The organism is Chordicoccus furentiruminis, assembly GCF_019355395.1.
In the GTDB taxonomy this organism is placed as follows: domain Bacteria; phylum Bacillota; class Clostridia; order Lachnospirales; family Lachnospiraceae; genus Chordicoccus; species Chordicoccus furentiruminis.
On record NZ_CP048829.1, the window covers coordinates 1,053,681 to 1,072,156 of the forward strand.

The following is an 18,476-nucleotide window of genomic DNA, read 5'->3' on the forward strand; positions in this document are numbered from 1 at the left end:
CGTCCGCCTCACGCGTTTTCGTCAATCACCATCAGGACCCGTCCGTACTCGGCGAATTCGCCATCTGCGATCCGGAACTCCCGGACTACACCGTCACAGGGAGAAGGGATCTCGCTCATCATCTTCATCGCCTCGATGAGACCGACGGTGTCTCCCTTCTTAACCGGCCGTCCCTCCTCCGCGTAGGGCTTCGCCCCCGGCTTGGAGGCCCTGTAGAAGATGCCCGCCAGCGGAACGGTCACCGCTTTTCCCTGATCCTCCTTCCCCGCCGATTCGAGAGCGGCCGGACGGCCCGGTTCCTGCCGGCCGGTACCGGCCGCTGCCTGCGTCCGTGTCACCGGGGCCGGAGACGTCACCGCTCCCGATTCCGCCGTATCCGGACAGCCGGCTGACATTCTCTCCATTCTTTCGCCGGCCGCCCTGTCTGTCCGTCTGAGCCGGACGTTCTCGGTTCCATCGGAATATTTCAGTTCACTCAGATCCGATGCGCCGAAAGCCTTCATCAGCTTCATCAGATCGTCCAGTTCCATCTTCATGGTCCCGCCTCCAAAAAATTCTCAGCCGGAACCGGTTCCGGCTGAGATCCGCTTTTCGTTTCAGGCCGCCTGATGCGCGTCGATGTACTCGACTACGCTGCCGACCGTGTGGAGATTCAGAAGATCCTCATCCGGAATCGTCACGCCGAAATTCTCCTCGAGAGCCATCATCAGCTCCACGACATCCAGAGAATCCGCCTGCAGATCCTTGAAGAAATCAGACTCCGGCCGGATGTCCTCCCCCTCGAAATTCAGCGTGTCGATGATGATCGCCTTCACCTTCTCAAACGTTCCCATTTGCGCTCCTTTTGTCTTTGCAAACCTTTTTTCTTCAGTTATTTAGTTAAATTTATTTACTTAACTGTTGCGTGTGCACTATACTACTCAGGCCGTCTGTGTGTCAATATATTTATCTAAATATTTTTAATTTACCGTCGGGAACACCGCCGCTTCTTGCCCCTCTGCCGTCCGCATGCTATAATTTGCCCATCCGCGATCTGGGCGGAGCACAGAAGGACCGTATGAATGGATACAAAGAAGGATCTCACGAAGGAGCTTCTGGCGGACTGTTTTCGTGAGCTTATGCTCACGACGCCCTTCGATAAAATCACGATCAAGATGATCACAGACCGGGCCGGGCTGATCCGCCCGACCTTCTATAAGCATTTTCAGGATAAATACGAAGTACTCGAGTGGATTTTCCGGACCACTGTCACCGACAGCGTCGATCTGATGCTGGCCAACAATATGGAAGCCGACGCCATCCTGATGTTCTGCCGCTGTATCGGAAAGGACAAAAAATTTTACCGTCGGGCCTATCAGATGGAACCGGGGCCCAACTCGTTTGACCATATCGTCCATGAGTACGTCTACCGCACGTTTCTCACCCTCGCGGACCGCTTCTCCGTGACGATGAGCAGAAAGTACGAATATCTCACCCGCGAGATGATTTCCGAATACTACACCAGCGGCCTCATCTGCTCGATCCGGGGCTGGGTGATGACAGACAGCGACATGACGGCCGAGCAGCTGGCCGACGCGTTCAAGTACCTGCTCTCCCACTCCGTCTTCGATCTGGTGAGCGAGTCAAGGCTGCGCGCCTCGACGAACTGAGCGGATCCGCGGCGCGGCAGGCGGTCCCGTTGCGGCATGATCTCCGGCGCGAGTCAGTACCCGAAACGGCCGGCTGCCGGACGCCCCGTTCTTCCGCACCTGCGAATCCGCTGCCCGTATCGAAAAAGGTCCCGTGGAGGACGAAGTGTAAAACTCCGTCCCCCACGGGACCTTCATTCGTTTCAGGAGCTCAGGCGGCTGCGCCGCCCCGTTTTCTTCCGCTCCGCTCAGCTGACATGCTCAAAGGCCGCCAGCTCCGGATGCTCTCTCTTCTCCTTTGTGTAATTCTCATAGGTCGGCTTCTTATGCGTCTCGGATGCCCACTCCTCGGCTGCCACAGGCGCCCACGCCTTCGCGTATGCGGCGGTCTTGGCGCAGAGCTCGTCGGCCTCCTCCGGCGCCTCGACGTTGGTCTGGTGCGCGCCGGTCTCCTCCACCATCTTCTTCAGAAGCTCCGGGTTCTCCAGCATCGGGCAGGGGCGCAGATGGTTGCGGTTGAACGGCTGGCCCTCGTGATAGGCCATAAACAGCGGGCTCTGCAGCATCTCGAGGATCGTGTTGTCCCGGATGTTGGTATTCGAGTAATGAATGAACACACAGGGCTCCGCGTCGCCGTTGGCGTTGATGTGGAAATAGTTCCGCCCTCCGGCGATGCAGCCGCCGACATACTCGCCGTCGTTCTGGAAATCCATCGGGTAGAACTCGATGTCGCAGTCGTTCGAACGGACCTGACGGATCCGGTGGATCATGTTCCGGCGCTGCTCCACCGTCGGCATCAGATCCAGCACCGCGTTCTTTCCGACCGGCATGTAGTGGAAGTAGAAGCCGAAGTGCGCGCCCTTGTCCGCCAGCATCCGCAGGAAGCCGTCATTGGTCACCGCTTCGATATTCTGGCGCGTGTAGCAGATCGAGGTGCCGAAGAGAATGCCGTTCTTCTTCAGCAGATCCATCGCCTCCATTACCTTCTGGTAATGGCCGTTTCCGCGGCGCGCGTCGTTGGTCTCCGGCGTTCCCTCGATGGAGAGCATGAAGATCATATTGCCCAGCTTCTTCACCTCGTCGCAGAGGGCCTGATCGATCAGCGTCGAATTGGTGTAGGCCGCGAACTGGCAGTCCTGATGCTTCTTCATCAGCTTCAGCACATCCTTCTTGCGGACCATCGGCTCGCCGCCGGTCATCATGTAGAGATGCACGCCCAGCGCCTTGCCCTCGGTGACGATCTTGTCCATCTCCTCATAGGTGAGGTTGCTCTTGTGTCCGTAGGTGCCGGACCAGCAGCCGACGCAGTGCATGTTGCATGCCTGCGTCGGGTCAAAGAGGATCAGCCACGGGATATTGCAGTTGTATTTCTCACGGTTCTCGCGGATCTCCTTCGTCCCGTTGAGGAACGCCTCGTACCCGAGGTTCAGAAGCGTCATCTTCGCGACATGCGGATCCGTCTCCACCAGAATCCTGTCAATCATTTTGAACCAGCGGTTGTCCGGATCCTTGATCGCCGCCCGGACCTGGTCCAGCTTTTCCTTCGTGGCCGCCCTGCCGAACTTGGATCCGGCGAGATCCACGATCTTGAGATAGACGGAGGTCCTGTCATCCGTATTCCGGATATGCCGGATCAGACCTTCCAGTAAGACGTTCATCGCCTGACGCTCTGCTGCATGTGATAATGATGCCACGATATTCTCTCCCTTTCTCTTGAACAAACCAGACAGCCTGCGCTGTTGTTACCATTTATAAAGTGAACCCCAAAGTGAACCCCGGTGAATCGGGAAATGCACCCGCCGCCCCAAAAAACGGAACGCCCCCGCGGTCTTCAGAAGACCGCCGACAGATAGTTGATCAGCAGATCCACCCCGCCGATCAGCACAAGGCATCCGCCTACCGCGACCAGCTGGTTCAACGGCCCGTAGCCGAGCCAGAATCCGCAGAAGACGCCGACCAGCGCACTGGCGGCCGTGATCACGCCGACGATCAGCGCGGAGAGCAGCAGCTTAAGCCCCATGAAGCCGAAGCCGACACCCGCGATCAGCGCGTCGATGGACGTGAGGAACGCCCAGAACAATACGACCCGCACATGGAATTCGTCCTGTTTCTTCTCCTCCAGATGCCTTCGGCTCTTCTTCACCGACTTGGTGATCATCGTGATGCCGAGCACGAAGAACGTGCAGGCCGCGAGAAACGACCAGAGAAACTGCACGGAGGTGTACCCTCTCCGGATCGCCGGGATCATCGTGATGGCGCTGCCAAGAAGCATCATGCCCATCTGAAAACCCGTGAACAGCCCGACCATCGCCGCGCAGCGTGTCTTCCTGATCTCCGAGACAGTCGCCCCCCGGTACAGACAATATGCAAATACGTCGAGCGACAGCCCGATGGAAATCACAATCAGTTGCCAGAGGCCCATCCGTCCTACCACCTTTCCCGTTTCAGACTTATTATATGGAAGAACGCCTGTTTTCGGTATGCCAATAGAAACGATGTGTACCGGTGCCGGATACAGATCATCGGGTTTGTAGCCTGTTTCCTGCGGTTTTCAGCCGTCCCGCCCCGAACGCCGCCGGTTTTTGCCGCCCTCCCGGTCTGCTTTATACCTGTTTCAGCCTGCCTTCAGCAGGCATCGGCCTGTCCCCGAAATTTTTTCAATTCTGTCAAACTTTTCATTGCTTTTCATCGGGCAGGGTGCTAGAATACTTCTCGGACGGTTAGTTCAATGGGAGAGCACTCGCTTCACGTGTGAGGGGTTGCAGGTTCGAGTCCTGTACCGTCCATTTTTCATGCCCGGAGTTTCAAAAGAGAAAAGCCGGTTCAGAAAGGCCGGGGCATCAGAGCCCGCCGGAAAAGCGGGACGGGAGAAAAGCCATCTCCCGTCCCGCTTTTCCGGCGCCCGATGCCCCGGCCTTATTTCATTCCATCCCGTCATACCCCCCTGACCGCGTCAGCCGCCGACTTCGCTGTCCCGCTCCCTGTACCGTTGCTCGACCCACCTGTCCCACCGGCGGAAGCGGAAGAAACGGCCTCTCCGGTCAACCGCGTACCAGCAGATCAGATTGAGCGCCAGCGCAGTCAGCACATCGAACAGAGAATGCTGCTTGATGTAGACCGTCGACAGAATGATCAGCAGTCCCCAGACTGTCATCCCGAGAAATTTCGGAAGCGCAATGGGGCGCTTCCGCCTCGTCCGGCTGAGTGCGACCAGCACCGCGGTCGTGTTGAATACATGAATGCTGGGGAATACATTCGTCGGCGTATCCGACCGCCAGACAGCCGCCACCATCCTCGTCAGCACGTTATCCCTCGGCATCTCATACAGACGGAGCGGCTGGCGGTTCGGGATAAACGTGGAGATCAGAAGAAACACCGTCATCCCGGTCATAAGAGAGGTCGCCAGCTCGTCGAAGCACGTCCGGTCCGTCAGATAGACATACACAATTCCAATCGTGATGAAAAGGAACCACGAAAGATAGGGGATCACGAACCACTCGTTGAAGGGAATGAACCGGTCAACCGCCAGAATGACCTGAACATAGTGCGCCCTTGGTACGATCTCGATAATATGGAACCAAACCAGATACGCAAGCAGATAGAAGATCAGCGGCCACACATGGTCCAGATCATTCTCTCTCGTCCATCCGAAAAACGCCTTCACCAGTTTCATCCGCCGCTGTCTTCCCCGATCGTCCGTCCGCTCCGAAAGCGCGGTTCGATCCGCTGCCCGCCGCTCAGTACCGCACCTTGAATTCATACTCATGCTCTTCCGCCGGAATGATCTGCTCCTCAACATCCGTAATCTCGATGAAGCGCTGCTCTCCGAGACGGGTCATCATCTCGTCGAGCACGGACCGCGGCCCCTGGATCTCCATCTCGACCCGATCGTCGCAGACGTTTCTCACCCATCCGGTCACGCCCAGTGACTGGGCGATCCATGTGGCCCGGTACCGGAAACCAACTGCGGTCACCTGGCCGCTGACCAGCAGATGCTTTCGTATGACATCCCGCATCGCTTTTTCCCTTCTTCTCCTGCTCCGGGCCGCCTTGCCGTTCTTTCCGGAATCTGCATCCGTGAGACACCGATCCCGCGCTTCCCCGTTCCAGTCCGGAATACCCTTCCTTCCGCCGACCGTCTCTCCCGGATCCGCCGCACGCGGTGTACGTCTCCCTCCCTCGCCGGTGTTCCGGCACTCCGGACCGCTGTTGTCCGACGGTGATCCTGTCTGCGCCGTTTCCGGGAGAAAGCCCTCGCAGATGAAAATGTCATAATCCTGCGAAAGCTTCCTGATCACCTCCGGTGAACGCACCGTCCATGCCGCGGTCGTCGCATGGAACAAATCCCGAAGAATCCGGAAACGCATCAGCCCGGTCTGCTTCCAGTTCCACGCGATGAAATCCGGCTTCGTGAAGAAATTACCCGCGCAGCAGCTGGCGAGGAACCCGCAGATGATCCACGGAAACGAAAGCCCCGTATATTTTTCAGACAGCTGCCCGCGGAGCGTCTCCGGGCGGTTCTTTCGGAACCAGCGCAGTACCATCGGATTGAATGACTCGATGCACATCGGACCCTGATACACGTCCAGCGCTTCCGCCACATGGGAGCAGAGCGGCTCGACCCGGCTCAGATTCTCGCACTTGACCTCGACGATCAGCGGCACCCGGCCGGCGACCGTCCCGAGCGCCTCCTCGAACAGCGGAATCCGTTCCTCCGAATGAAACAGCCGGATGTCCCGAAGCTCCCTCCAGGTCATCCCGCTGATGTCGCGGTCCTGCCCGGCCGTGCGCTTCAGCGTGTCGTCGTGGGACACCACCAGCGTCTCGTCATCCGCCTCCCGTACATCCAGCTCCACGCCATATCCCGCCGCGACCGCCGCCGCGAAGGCGGGAATCGTGTTCTCCGGTGCCGGCCCGCCGTTGTCGTGCAGGCCGCGGTGGGCGATCAGCCGCCGTCCGAACACCTCCATCCGCTCCTTCCGGCCTTCTCCGGGCCAGACGGCGAGAATCCAGCAAACCGCAAGAGCAAAAACGACATATACAAGGATCTGCATGCCTTCATCCTCACGGCCGCAATGGCTATCTGATGTTCCGGGCGCCTCCGCAGCCTGCCCGCCGCGGCCTAATGGCACGAGGCAGACCGCCGGAGCGTCTCACCGCCGCGTTCGGCCCGTACGGTTCCGGACGCGGCATGCATGTGCTTCCATGATATAGCAGAAAAGCCGGCATCGTCAAGAAAAGCCCCGAGGCATCATCCTCGGGGCTTCGAAGTGGAACGTACAGGGCTCGAACCTGTGACCTTTCACACGTCAAGCGAATGCTCTCCCAGCTGAGCTAACGTTCCGTATCCATGACAGCCGCGCTGTCAACAGAAAGCATTGTACCACAGCATTTCCCGCAAGGCAATCACTTTTTTCATGATCATTGCCTTTTTCTGCGTCCTCGTAGTATGATGAGGAGGAATCCGACCCGTGCGGACGGCCGCCGGCTCTGCCGGCCGTCCGTCAAGAAGAAAGAAGGAGTGATATGAGTCTGAATCTGCCCGATCACTATGATCCCCATATGACTGTCCGGGAAACACAGGACGCCATCAAGTTCATCCGGGACCTGTTCCAGAAGGAATTCGGCAAGGAAATGCACCTGGAGCGCATCTCCGCCCCTCTGTTCGTCTCCCAGTCATCCGGCTTCAACGACAACCTGAACGGCGTGGAGCGGCCGGTTGCATTTGACATGAAATCCATCCCCGGCGAAACCTTCGAGGTGGTGCAGTCCCTCGCGAAGTGGAAGCGCTACGCGCTGGGTCAGTACGGCTTTCAGCCGGGCGAGGGTCTCTACACCAACATGAACGCGATCCGGAGAGACGAGGATCTGGACAATCTCCATTCCTGCTACGTGGATCAGTGGGACTGGGAGATGGTGATCACGAAGGAGGACCGGACGGAGGCTTTCCTCCGGTCCGTCGTGAAGAGCATCTTCCGGATCATAAAGCATGCCGAGCATGAGGTCTGGTACCGCTACCCGAACGCGGTCTACCATCTGCCGGATGAAATCGCGTTCGTCTCCTCGGAGGAGCTGGAGAAGCGCTGGCCGGATCGGACCCGGAAGGAGCGGGAGGACCGCATCGCCCGGGAAACCGGTGCGGTGTTCGTCAGCCATATCGGCTGGCCTCTGGCCGACGGCAAGCCGCATGACGGCCGCGCGCCGGACTACGACGACTGGAACCTGAACGGCGATATCCTGTTCTGGTTCGAGCCGCTGCACTGCGCGCTGGAGATCTCGAGCATGGGAATCCGCGTCGATCCTGACTCGCTCGCGAAGCAGCTGAAGGCCGCCAACTGCGAGTACCGCAAGGAGCTGCCCTACCACAAGGCGCTGGCCGCCGGCCGGCTTCCGCTCACCATCGGCGGCGGTATCGGCCAGTCAAGGCTCTGCATGCTGCTGCTCGGCCGCGTGCACATCGGCGAAGTGCAGGCCTCGATCTGGCCGGAGGCGATGCGGGAGGAATGCCGCGCTCACGGCGTGACGCTGCTGTAAAAGCAACGGTGCCGCGCCCTGTCCCGAAAACCGGACCCCGGCTTCACCGCGAAGCCGGGGTCCTCTTATGCCAGACTGTCCTTCCGTTTCTCTTATTTCACGCCCAATCCGGCGGATCGCCTTCCGATCTTCCCCGTCCGGCTTTCCGGCCGGTTCTTCCGGTCAGTGGCCGAGGAGCTTCCCGATCTGCTTCTCATTCAGGACCCGGCCCGAAGAGACGACCTTTCCGTCGATCATGAGCGCCGGTGTGCTCATGATGCCGTATCCCGCGATGACAGAGAAGTCTGTGATGTACTCGATCTCCGCGTCAACGCCCCTCTCCGCCGCCGCTTTTTTCGTATTCGCCAGCAGCGCCTCGCATTTACTGCATCCGCCTCCGAGAACCTTGATATTCATGTTCTGCCTCCTGTATATGATGATGTCTGCTGAAAACGTTTCTGCGTCCGGTTCGCGATTCTGACAAGCGTCAGCATCACCGGCACTTCCGTCAGCACGCCGACCGTCGTCGCGAGCGCCGCCGGACTCGTCGTGCCGAAGAGCGCGATCGCAACCGCCAGTTCAAAGAAATTCGACGCTCCGATCAGACCCGCGGGCGCTGCGATGTCAAAAGGCAGTCCGACGAGCTTTGCCGCTCCAAAGGCAATGAAGAAAATCAGAAACGTCTGGATGATCAAAGGCACCGCGATCAGAACGATATGGAGCGGATTGGAGAGAATCACCTCCGACTGTGACGCAAAGATGATAACCAGCGTCAGAAGCAGTCCGGCCGTCGTCGCATGGTCGAACCGGTGGACAAACACCTCCTCCAGATACCGCTGTCCTTTTGCTCTTGTGACGACGGCTCTCGTAAGAGCGCCGGCCGCGAGCGGGATCACGACAAAAAGGAAGATGCTGACGAACAGCGTGCTGTAAGGCACGGTCACATCGGATACGCCAAGCAGGAATTTCACGATCGGAACGAATGCGACCAGAATGATCAGATCGTTCGTCGCGACCTGAACTACCGTGTAGGCAGGGTTCCCATGTGTCAGCGTGCTCCAGACGAAGACCATGGCCGTACAGGGCGCCGCGCCGAGAAGCACGGCGCCGGCGAGATACCGGGTGGCCAGCTCCGGCGAAATGAAGGGTCTGAATATCACAGTCAGAAACAGCCAGGCCAGGCCGTACATGGTAAAGGGCTTGATCAGCCAGTTCGCGATCCAGGTCACGAACAGCCCCTTCGGGTTCTTCCCCACTTCCCGGATGCTCTGGAAATCGACCCTGATCATCATCGGATAAATCATGATCCAGATCAGAACCGCGATCGGGATCGAAATCCCCGCCACCTGCATCCGGCCGAGCGTGTGAGGCACGGCCGGAAGAAAATGCCCGGTCAGCACGCCGACGGCCATACACAGAAGCACCCACACGGTCAGATATCTCTGAAAAAAGCTGATGTCCTCGTTTTTCTTCTCATATTTACATTTATCAATATGATGAGGCATAAATCAGTCCGCCAGACTCATCCGGTTCTCTTTCTCACAGGAAATGATGAGATCCACGACCTGATCGTAGCTCTCCGCGCCCGACCGGATCCCCTTGCTTTTCAGATAAGCATGATTCAGCCGCTCCGCCGTCCGCCCGGCAGCACCGTCATAGGCGCGCCAGAACGCCGTGTTCGCCTCGAGGTCGAGCCGGACGGAAGGTGCGAGAGTCTCCGAGAGCCGCTTCCAGGCGGCCCGGTCCCGCCGGTACAGCTCGTTTCCGCAGTAAATCCATCCGCTCAGCGCCGCGCTGTAGCGGAAATCCGGGTCCTCCGACCGGGAGCAGGCGAGATAGGCGATCAGATTCGCCTCGTTTTCACGGAGAATACCCTTCGAGTGCGCGAGCTCATGGCAGATCGAGAACGGGCGGTTGTACTGCGGCATGTCCCGGTTGTAATGGGCCTCACCGGTCACGGCCGTCCAGATGCCGGAGAAGCGGGCGAGCGAAAGGAGGCGGGAGCAGAGCACGCCCTTCGGGCGGACAATATAGCCCCGCAGCTCGGGATAAGCGGCGCCCAGCGCGGAAACCGCCCGGCGGGCGCGTTCCTCCGCATCCGGCGAGACGAGCATCTGCCCTGCGTCGGGATCCGGCTCCCCCGGCAAAGCCGGTTTCGCCGCGGCACGGTTTTTCTCCGTCTGAACGGGGTCCGCAGCGGAACGGCTTGTTCCCGTCTGATCCGGGTCAGCAGCGGAGGCCGCCTCTGTCTTCTCCCCCTCCCGACTGACAAGCCCCGCGTACCGGTTGCAGCGCCGGACAAGCGTCCCGCAGACAGCCGTCAGCTCCTCCGTCGTATAGCTTCCTTCCCCGAATCCGTACTTCTCCGCGAACGGCGTCGTGCAGAAATACACGTCCTCGCCGCACTCGTAGAGAAAGAAGCCGATTCCGCCGGCCAGGATGACAAAGAGGAGTCCGCTTTGAAGACAGCGGCGCACCCCTTCTCTTCGCCGGACCAGCCCGGAAAGCAGACGGATCAGCCAGACCGCGGCCAGCGCCGAGGTAATGTACAGCAGCAGCTCACAGACAGACCAGGGGACAGACGAAGAAAGCCTTCCGAGTGTGTTCACCCAGAAGGCATTCATTCTCTCCAGATACTGATCCGCAAAGCCCGGAATCAGCCGGGCTGAAAGCGCCGTCGCCAGACCGGCCGCCCAGCATCCCGCGCCGGCGGCGAAGGCAGCCCGTCTCCCGTTTCTGCGTTTACTCTTCATCCTCGTCTCCGGATTCGCCGTCCTCCGGTTCGATGAGCAGCAGTTCCTTCAGACGGGTGAAAAAGCCTGCCGGCTTCCTCCGGGATGCGCGGCCCGGCCGGCTCTTCCGGCTGCTCTTCGCGTCCGGTTTTTCCACCCGTTCCGTCGCGGAAGAAGTCTCACGATGCGCCGCGCCGGTCCGGCTTCTCCGCGCCGGCCTACGGCCGCCCTCCGGCCGGCCGGCCTTTCGGCGCAGCTCGGCCAGCTGCCGCTCGTACGCCTCCTCGTCGAGCTCGTTCTCGGCCTCTTCCTCGTCCTCCATCGCCTCGAGCTCCGCGAGCCCGAAGTGTTTCTCCTCTTTCTTTTCCGACTCTTCGGTTTCAGAAGGAGCCGCGGCTTCCTCCCGCCCGTCCTTCTCAAGGTCCGCCGCGAACGGCATATCCGGTTCGTCCGGCTTTCCGTTCTCTTCGTCCCTCTCGCCCGACGCCGGATGAGCGGATGCTCCGTCCGGCTCAAGCACGCTCATATCGATCTGGGGAAGATGCTGGGTATCGATCAGCGGACTCCGGAGGAAATCGGAGTCATTGTCCTCAGGCCGGAACGGCGGACGGATCGGCGCCGTTCCGCCGTCAGCCGGCTCACGTTCTGCGTCCTCCGGCTCCGCGTCCGCCTCACCGCCGGCGCTTTCGCCGTCCTCCGGCTCTTCTTTCGCCTCGCCGTCGATGATTTCGCCGTCTTCCGGCTCCTCCGCCGCCTCGCCGCCGGCGATTTCGCCGTCCTCCGGCTCCTCTTCCGCCTCGCCGCCGGCGATTTCGCCGTCCTCCGGCTCCGCGTCCGCCTCGCCGTCGATGATTTCGCCGTTCTCCGGCTCCTCTTCCTCTTCAACGCCGGCATCTTCCGTTTCCGGCCCGTAGACGTCCGCCTCGAAGGCGAATGCCTCGTCCGCCCCCGCCTCATCCGGTTCGTTTCCGGCGTCCTCTTCGATCTCAGAGGCAAAGATCGCCTCGACGGAAGGCTCCTCCGCTTCCGTCGGCTCGACGGTTCCCGTGACCTCCTCCGCCTCCGGATCCGGACCGGCCGCTTCCTCCGGCCCCGTCACTTCGGGCAGCGGTTCATCGGGCTGTTCCGTCCCGTCCGTCACCGGCGCGGACAGATCCTCACCGGCCCGGTTCCCGTCTCTGTCATCCTCGTCCGACGGCTGCGCCGATACCTCCGCCGGCGCACCGGTATCTCTGTCATCCTCGTCCGACGGCTGCACGGATGTTTCCGCCGACAGATCCGCAGCCGGTTCCGCCGCGTCTTCCGTCACGTCCGCCGTCTCCCCGGTTTCTTCCGGCGCCGTCTCCACCTCCGTGAAGATCTCCTTCACGACCTTGGCCGCATCGGCGTCCGCCTCGCTCACCGCCGGCTCCTCCGTCACGTCCGGAATCCGGAGCTTCTCCGCCTCCCGGTTCGCCTTCGCCGCAGCCGCCTCGGCCTTCAGACCGGCGGAAGCCTTCGCCGCGCGTCTTGCCTCCTCCTTCGTCGCGTACGCCGCACCGGCCTCCCACGTCTTGCGGCGGAATTCCGTGTCGATCAGCTGCTTCGCGTCATATCCCTCATCCGTGAACGCGGTGTTGAGGAACTCGTAGCGAAGCGGCACAATTTTAAGAAGGAACAGCGTCACCGGCATCTGATCCAGCTTCTGCTCCGTCAGTCCCCGTGCGGCCATCGCGATCCGGTACTCATCGCTTCCTACCGGCACCGGCGCCGCCTTCGCCAGAATCTGCAGCGACACGACCGGGCGGCCCGTCCGTCCGATCGGATCAAAGATCGCCGCGGAGACGTCTCCGTTCTCCAGAATGCCACGGAACTTGTTTCCGCCCTCCGTGATGACGTAGAACACCCGGTCGAGATACATATACTCCAGCGGCGTACAGCGCACATAGCCCTGGCCTGCGGTGGCCAGCGCCAGCATCTGATGACTTCGGATGAACGACTCGATCCGGTCCATCAGCTTGTGCTCCTCCATCTCGTTGACCGGCTCGTGAAGGATCCGTCCGATCTCGTAGCCGGCCCGGAGCGTCTCGTTCTCGGACTGGATGAAAATACCGGAAATGCCGCTGATGCCAGCCGCCTTCTCGGAATCCGTGACATACTTCGTGTAGCCGAGATCGGAGAAACCGATGCCGACCATAATGATCCGCCTGCCGTCAATCGCGTGAGCGTGAGCTGTCAGATAGGATCTTGTCCGTCCGGCCGTCACCGTTCCGTAAAAATTGAAGACGAAGCAGAAGCCTTCGTAAGGCGTCAGATCCTCCGGCGCCTCCGTGATCTCTGCGACGCGTGCGTTGCCGATCAGGTAGCAGAGCCTGTCCGCGATGCGCTCCGCGGAGCTCATCCGGCCGTCGTAGAGAAGCAACGTCTTGATCATGTCTTATCGTCCTTTCCGTTACTTATGGAACCCGCGGGCTGTCCGCGCCGTTCCGACATGTCATAACAGCATGCACACGGCCCGGATTCTCCGTGGTATGCCCATTGTCCGTTCATCCGGCCGCAAGCGTGTCATGCCGCGCTGCGCTTCCGGTCCGGCCGCAGCCTTTCCGGCCTGCGGCTGCATGTCCCGCATCTGTTCTCATTCATCTTCATCCTCCTCCGAAATTCCCTCATGCGCAATCGGCTTCCAGCGCTTCTGGGGAAAGATCAGGGAATAGAGTGAGCAGAGCGTATAAAGCTGAAGAAAAACCGGGAAAGTGAAAATCCCCGGCATTACCTTCCGGATGCGGATCCCCACATATCTCGCCGTCAGCGCGGCGGCAAAAATCGAGGCGATATAGGAGAGAGCCAGCATGATAATCTGAAACAGCCAGGCATAATGGAAAGTCGAAAGGAACAGAACGTAGACGACGACCGTACAAATCATGATGACGATCGAGCAGGGTCCGGTCAGAAGCAGCGCCAGATTGTCGACGAGACGGACCGACGGCCTGCGGAAAAAGGCTTTGCACCATTTGCCGAAGTAGCTGGCGAAGATCTGGTAGCTTCCCGTGCACCAGCGGGCAAGCTGCCTCATCATCACCATAAAGGAGGACGGCTGTTCATCATAGCATACTGCGTCCACGCAGAACGCCGCTCTCGAGCCCCGGAGGCACTGCTGGAACGCGTACTCCACGTCCTCCGTGATCGTATGAGTGGACCAGCCGTGCGCCTCCAGCAGAGACTTCTTCACGGCGAAGCCGGTGCCCGTCAGGAAGCAGGAAAGGCGCAGTTTCTCCCTCGGATAGGAATAGATGAAGGAATACAGCGGCCAGTAGAGCGCGTACCACTGGGTGATGAACGTGCGGAATGGCTCTCCCGCAAGTCGGTTGCCCTGCACGACGTCATTCCCCTTGTTCAAATGCTCGTTGATCCGGCTCATGAAGTCGGACTTTGCGATGTTGTCCGCATCAAAGACAAGGAAGGCATCGAAGGTATCCCCCTTCTCCCTGAGAATCTTCGCGATCCCCCATGCGAGAACTGCGCCCTTGCCCGACTGCGGCCCGTCGAACCGTTCGTACACCGTGACAAAGGGATACTGGCGGGCAACCTCCGCCGTCCGGTCCGTGCAGTGATCGGCGAGAAGATAGACATGCCACTTGTCCATCGGATAATCCTGATCCCGGAGCGAATTGAGCAGATGACAGAGGACCTTTTCCTCATTGCGCGCACAGATCACCACGGCGAAACGCTGCTTCGGTTCGCCGGGTCCGTGAGGCTCTTTCTTTTTCATCAGTCCGAAGAACGCCACAAAGCCGGACCAGGCGAGCAGCAGAGTCGCAATGATCTGCAGCGTGATAAAAAAAGCGATCACCGGTGTCATCATATCGTAACTTTCTTAATCGTATTTTATGCTGTCGGTTCATTGTACACTATTTCAACACACTTGGCAAACCGGACCGCCGCTCCCGCTTGAAAGCATGCACGGAAACGTGTACAATTGAATTTGCAGGACCGAAATAAAGATATTGAAATATCGATTAAAATCAGCTACTATTGGCTCAGGCGTTAACCAATCACTAGGAGGATTATCATGAACAGAGGCGTTAAAATCAGTATCCTCGGTGCCGGCAGAGTCGGTTCCGCCGTCGCGCACACAATCGCAGTTCAGGGACTTGCTTCGCAGATCGTTCTGGTGGATATCGCGAAGGACAAGGCAAAGGGCGAGGCGCTTGATATCCGTCAGGGCGCGTCCGTGATGGATATGCCGGTGGACGTCATCGACGGGGATTACGCCGATACAGCCGATTCCGACATCGTGATCTTCACGCTGGGCGCGGCCCGGAAACCCGGCCAGACCCGTCTTGATCTGGCACGCGGCAACGTCTCCATCATCGAGTCGGTGATCCCTCAGGTCGTCAAATACGCGCCGGATGCGAAGTACGTCGTCGTCTCCAACCCGGTCGACATCATCACCTACACGATTCTGAAAATCTCCGGCCTTCCTGAAAATCAGGTCATCGGTACCGGATGTCTTCTTGACACCGCCCGTCTCCGCAATGAAGTCTCGATGTACGCGAAGGTCAGTCCGAAAAACGTCCATCTGAACGTCTACGGCGAACACGGCGCGACCGCGATGATCCCCTGGTCCAACGGCACGATCTACAGCGAGAAGTTCGACAGCTACTTCAGCAGCCGCGGCCTCGAGATTCCGAGCCATGAGATCCTTCTGGATCATGTCCACGGAGCGGGCGGCCAGGTCATCAAGCTGAAGGGCGCCACCTTCTACGCAGTCTCCGTCGTCACGGCGTATGTCTGCAATGTCATCATCCACGATGCCAAGGCGGTTCTCCCGCTGTCCACCATGCTGCACGGTGAGTTCGGTTTCGAGAACGTCTGCCTCTCCCTGCCCTGCGTGCTGGGCGCGAAAGGCATCGAATCCGTGAACACCCCGAATATGTCCGAGGAAGAGATCGCCGAGTTCGTGAAGAGCGGCGAGTCTCTGAAGGAAATCACCGCGGGTCTCAACATCTGATCTTCTGATCGAAAATGCATGCCGTGTCATTCCGCGGCCCGGATGCAGACAGGGCTCTTCCCTGACCGGAAGAGCCTTTTTTATTTTCTTTCCTTCCGCGAAGCGGCGGGGATGCCGCCGGGTCTTCTCAGCCCGGCGGCATCCCCGCCGCGTTTCAGTCTTTCCGTCTCAGCCGTCAGTCCGCCCGCGAAATCGCGCCGACCGGGCATCCGTTCATGGCCTCCTCGGCGTCGGCCTCCGATCCGGCCGGAACATCCTCCTCAATCGCCTTCGCCTTCCCGTCGTCCGCAATCGAGAAGACCGCCGGGCATGTCGCCTCGCAGAGTCCGCATCCGATGCATTCCTCACTGACCACGTATTTCATTGCATTTCCTCCTTTTGATGACGGCGTCCGGGGCGGACGGCTTCCCGCCGTCCGCCCCGCCGCGTATTCTTCTGTTTTTCCGCTCCGCACAGGACCGCTGTTACCGGCTGAAGCGGAACGCCTGCTTTCCGGGATAAACCGCGGCTCTTCCGATTTCCTCCCCGATCCGGAGCAGCTGGTTGTACTTGGCCACCCGCTCGGAGCGGGACGGCGCGCCGGTCTTGATCTCGCCCGCGCCGAGCGCCACCGCGAGATCCGCGACGGTCGTATCCTCGGTTTCACCCGAACGGTGCGACACGATCGCGCGCATTCCCGCGTTCTGCGCCATCCGGACCGCATCGATCGTCTCGCTGACCGAACCGATCTGATTCAGCTTGATGAGAATGGCGTTGCCCGCGCCGAGCGCGATGCCTTTCTTCAGACGCTCCGTGTTCGTCACGAAGAGATCGTCGCCGACAAGCTGAACTCTGCCGCCCAGCTCCCGGGTCATCCGCTGCCAGCCCTCCCAGTCTTCCTCATCAAGCCCGTCCTCGATGGACCAGACCGGATAGGTGTCTGTCAGCTTCTTCCAGTGCGCGATCAGCTCGTCCGAGGTGAACTCCCGGCCGGATTTCGGCTGCCGGTAGAATCCCTTGCCCTTCTCGCTCTTCCACTCCGAGGCCGCCGCATCCATCGCCAGGACGAAATCCCGCCCCGGTTCGTATCCGGCCCGGCGGACCGCCTCCAGGATATGCGCGATCGCTTCCTCGTCACTCCCGAGATCCGGCGCGAAGCCGCCCTCGTCACCGACGGAAGTCGTCCTGCCTTCCTCCTTCAGCAGCTTCGCGAGCGCGTGAAAGACCTCGGTCGACCAGCGGAGTCCTTCTCTGAAATCCGGCGCCCCGACCGGCATGATCATAAACTCCTGGGTGTCGACGGAATTGGACGCGTGCGCCCCGCCGTTCAGAATATTCATCATCGGAACCGGGAGAACGATCGCGCCCGCGCCGCCGAGATAGCGGTACAGCGGAAGGTGCAGAGACGTCGCCGCCGCTCTGGCCGTAGCAATGGATACCGCGAGAATCGCGTTGGCCCCGAGATTGGATTTATCCTTCGTCCCGTCCAGTTCCATCATCGTCCGGTCCGTCCCGTAGAGATCGGACACATCCGCTCCGGCAAGAGCCGGCGCGATGATGCGGTTGATGTTCCCGACAGCCTTCGAGACACCTTTTCCCCCGAACCGTGTCGGATCGCCGTCCCTCAGCTCCAGCGCCTCGAATTCCCCGGTCGAAGCGCCGGAGGGCGAAGCGCCCCGTCCGACGGTTCCGTCCGCCAGCGTCACCTCCGCCTCAACCGTCGGATTGCCCCTCGAGTCGATGATCTCTCTTCCGTATACCTTCACAATCTGAAGATCTTTCCTCATCCCGTTCTCCTTTCTGTCAGTCTCAACCTGCACGCCGCGTTCATTCCAGCGTCAGAAACAGGGCCATCTTGAACCGCTCCGTCGCTTTGACAAAATGGAGGCCGCCCTTCGCGAAATGGAAGTTTTCCCCCGCGCGGATCACATGCTCCTTTCCTTCATACCCGATGACGCCCTCTCCGTCAAGCGCGAAGATGAGCGCCTCGCCCGGCGCCGCGTGCTCCGATAGTCCGGTGCCCTTGTCGAAGGCCATCACCACGAACTTCATCCCGTCGCTGTGCACCAGATCCATATTCACGATCTTCCCCTCCTGATAAGGGACCAGATCGGCCAGTTTGAAAACTTCCCCTGCCTGTACCGCTTCGTTCATATAGTCCTCCTTCCGAACCTGAATCTCCGTATAAACTGTATCCTTCTGCGCTCTGACACCCACCGGGACGCCGGCCGGTGTCAGAATTCCCTCGCCCGCGCCGGCCTCCCGCCGGCCTTCTCCATGCCCGTATACCGAAAGTTTCCCTTCGCTCACCAGAATCAGCTTGTGATATGGATGGATCTCCGCGCTGATATCCGTGTTTTCCGCAAGCGAATAGTACGTTGCCGGATTGGTTCCGCCGGAAACTTCTCTCGAGACGGTGCACCCTCTGACCGGTGCGTTGTCCTTCGCGATCGAGAAGACTTCTCCTGTCTTTTCTTTCATCCTGTGCCGCCTTTCCGAACGGATTCGTTCCGTCCTTCTGACTTTCCTCTTCCGTTCTGACTGCATCATATACAAAAAGCCGGCTCAATTCTGTATCTCCGGATACACTCAGGAAGAAAATTTTATGTATAATGGAGAAAGAGGAGCATGCAG

At 59.8% G+C, this 18,476-nt stretch carries 17 protein-coding genes and 2 tRNA genes; 4 read left to right on the forward strand and 15 right to left on the reverse strand.

The window, feature by feature from the left end; translation table 11 throughout:
* Window positions 1–8: 8 nt before the first annotated feature.
* Both G4C92_RS05010 and acpP read right to left on the reverse strand, forming a co-directional pair.
* Window positions 9–536: an acetyl-CoA carboxylase biotin carboxyl carrier protein gene (locus G4C92_RS05010; RefSeq protein ID WP_274941492.1), complete on the reverse strand. Its 528-nt coding sequence runs from the start codon at window positions 534–536 to the stop codon at window positions 9–11.
* Window positions 537–596: 60 nt separating this feature from the next.
* Window positions 597–833, reverse strand: a complete 237-nt coding sequence (gene acpP / locus G4C92_RS05015) for an acyl carrier protein (protein ID WP_274941493.1) — start codon at window positions 831–833, stop codon at window positions 597–599.
* A gap of 228 nt (window positions 834–1,061) precedes the next feature.
* Between acpP and G4C92_RS05020 the strand changes: the two genes are divergently transcribed.
* The gene (locus G4C92_RS05020; protein ID WP_274941494.1) at window positions 1,062–1,649 is read left to right on the forward strand and encodes a TetR/AcrR family transcriptional regulator C-terminal domain-containing protein; all 588 of its coding nucleotides are present in this window, start codon (window positions 1,062–1,064) and stop codon (window positions 1,647–1,649) included.
* Window positions 1,650–1,876: 227 nt separating this feature from the next.
* On the opposite strand, the gene G4C92_RS05025 is transcribed toward G4C92_RS05020, so the two are convergent.
* On the reverse strand, window positions 1,877–3,322 hold the full coding sequence (locus tag G4C92_RS05025; RefSeq protein ID WP_330654799.1) for a radical SAM protein: 1,446 nt from the start codon (window positions 3,320–3,322) through the stop codon (window positions 1,877–1,879).
* A 137-nt stretch (window positions 3,323–3,459) separates the two neighbouring features.
* Window positions 3,460–4,050, reverse strand: a complete 591-nt coding sequence (locus tag G4C92_RS05030; protein ID WP_274941495.1) for a manganese efflux pump MntP — start codon at window positions 4,048–4,050, stop codon at window positions 3,460–3,462.
* 292 nt (window positions 4,051–4,342) lie between these two features.
* Between G4C92_RS05030 and G4C92_RS05035 the strand changes: the two genes are divergently transcribed.
* A tRNA-Val gene (locus G4C92_RS05035) sits at window positions 4,343–4,414 on the forward strand.
* Window positions 4,415–4,581: 167 nt separating this feature from the next.
* Here the strand turns inward: G4C92_RS05035 and G4C92_RS05040 are convergent.
* From G4C92_RS05040 to G4C92_RS05050, 3 genes are all read right to left on the reverse strand, one after another.
* Window positions 4,582–5,301, reverse strand: a complete 720-nt coding sequence (locus G4C92_RS05040; protein ID WP_274941496.1) for a phosphatase PAP2 family protein — start codon at window positions 5,299–5,301, stop codon at window positions 4,582–4,584.
* Between the two features lie 64 nt (window positions 5,302–5,365).
* Entirely contained in the window at window positions 5,366–6,682 is a 1,317-nt protein-coding gene (locus G4C92_RS05045) for a glycerophosphodiester phosphodiesterase family protein (protein WP_274941497.1), read from the reverse strand.
* A gap of 217 nt (window positions 6,683–6,899) precedes the next feature.
* Window positions 6,900–6,972 (reverse strand) — tRNA-Val (locus tag G4C92_RS05050).
* A 182-nt stretch (window positions 6,973–7,154) separates the two neighbouring features.
* Between G4C92_RS05050 and asnA the strand changes: the two genes are divergently transcribed.
* On the forward strand, window positions 7,155–8,162 hold the full coding sequence (gene asnA, locus G4C92_RS05055; protein ID WP_274941498.1) for an aspartate--ammonia ligase: 1,008 nt from the start codon (window positions 7,155–7,157) through the stop codon (window positions 8,160–8,162).
* A gap of 162 nt (window positions 8,163–8,324) precedes the next feature.
* Here the strand turns inward: asnA and G4C92_RS05060 are convergent, their stop codons facing one another.
* The 5 genes from G4C92_RS05060 to G4C92_RS05080 form a co-directional block, all read right to left on the reverse strand.
* Window positions 8,325–8,558 carry a thioredoxin family protein gene (locus G4C92_RS05060; protein ID WP_274941499.1) on the reverse strand — a complete coding sequence of 78 codons (234 nt, stop codon included), beginning with the start codon at window positions 8,556–8,558 and terminating at the stop codon, window positions 8,325–8,327.
* Window positions 8,555–9,646 carry an ACR3 family arsenite efflux transporter gene (arsB, locus tag G4C92_RS05065; protein WP_274941500.1) on the reverse strand — a complete coding sequence of 364 codons (1,092 nt, stop codon included), beginning with the start codon at window positions 9,644–9,646 and terminating at the stop codon, window positions 8,555–8,557. Before arsB ends, G4C92_RS05060 begins: the two co-directional genes overlap by 4 nt.
* Window positions 9,647–9,649: 3 nt before the next feature.
* Complete coding sequence (locus G4C92_RS05070; RefSeq protein WP_274941501.1) at window positions 9,650–10,894, reverse strand: DUF3810 domain-containing protein; 1,245 nt, start codon at window positions 10,892–10,894, stop codon at window positions 9,650–9,652.
* The gene (locus G4C92_RS05075; RefSeq protein ID WP_274941502.1) at window positions 10,884–13,286 is read right to left on the reverse strand and encodes a pyridoxamine 5'-phosphate oxidase family protein; all 2,403 of its coding nucleotides are present in this window, start codon (window positions 13,284–13,286) and stop codon (window positions 10,884–10,886) included. The genes G4C92_RS05070 and G4C92_RS05075 overlap by 11 nt, the downstream gene beginning before the upstream one ends.
* Window positions 13,287–13,487: 201 nt before the next feature.
* Entirely contained in the window at window positions 13,488–14,711 is a 1,224-nt protein-coding gene (locus tag G4C92_RS05080) for a glycosyltransferase family 2 protein (protein ID WP_274941503.1), read from the reverse strand.
* Between the two features lie 210 nt (window positions 14,712–14,921).
* On the opposite strand from G4C92_RS05080, the gene G4C92_RS05085 reads away from it, so the two are divergent.
* Window positions 14,922–15,863, forward strand: coding sequence for an L-lactate dehydrogenase (locus tag G4C92_RS05085; RefSeq protein ID WP_274941504.1), 942 nt, complete (start codon window positions 14,922–14,924; stop codon window positions 15,861–15,863).
* A gap of 175 nt (window positions 15,864–16,038) precedes the next feature.
* Here the strand turns inward: G4C92_RS05085 and G4C92_RS05090 are convergent, their stop codons facing one another.
* From G4C92_RS05090 to G4C92_RS05100, 3 genes are all read right to left on the reverse strand, one after another.
* A complete protein-coding gene (locus G4C92_RS05090; protein WP_274941505.1) occupies window positions 16,039–16,227 on the reverse strand; it encodes a ferredoxin in 189 nt (62 codons plus the stop codon).
* Between the two features lie 100 nt (window positions 16,228–16,327).
* Window positions 16,328–17,629, reverse strand: a complete 1,302-nt coding sequence (gene eno, locus G4C92_RS05095) for a phosphopyruvate hydratase (protein WP_274941506.1) — start codon at window positions 17,627–17,629, stop codon at window positions 16,328–16,330.
* Window positions 17,630–17,669: 40 nt separating this feature from the next.
* Complete coding sequence (locus G4C92_RS05100) at window positions 17,670–18,323, reverse strand: cupin domain-containing protein (protein ID WP_274941507.1); 654 nt, start codon at window positions 18,321–18,323, stop codon at window positions 17,670–17,672.
* Window positions 18,324–18,476: the final 153 nt, after the last annotated feature.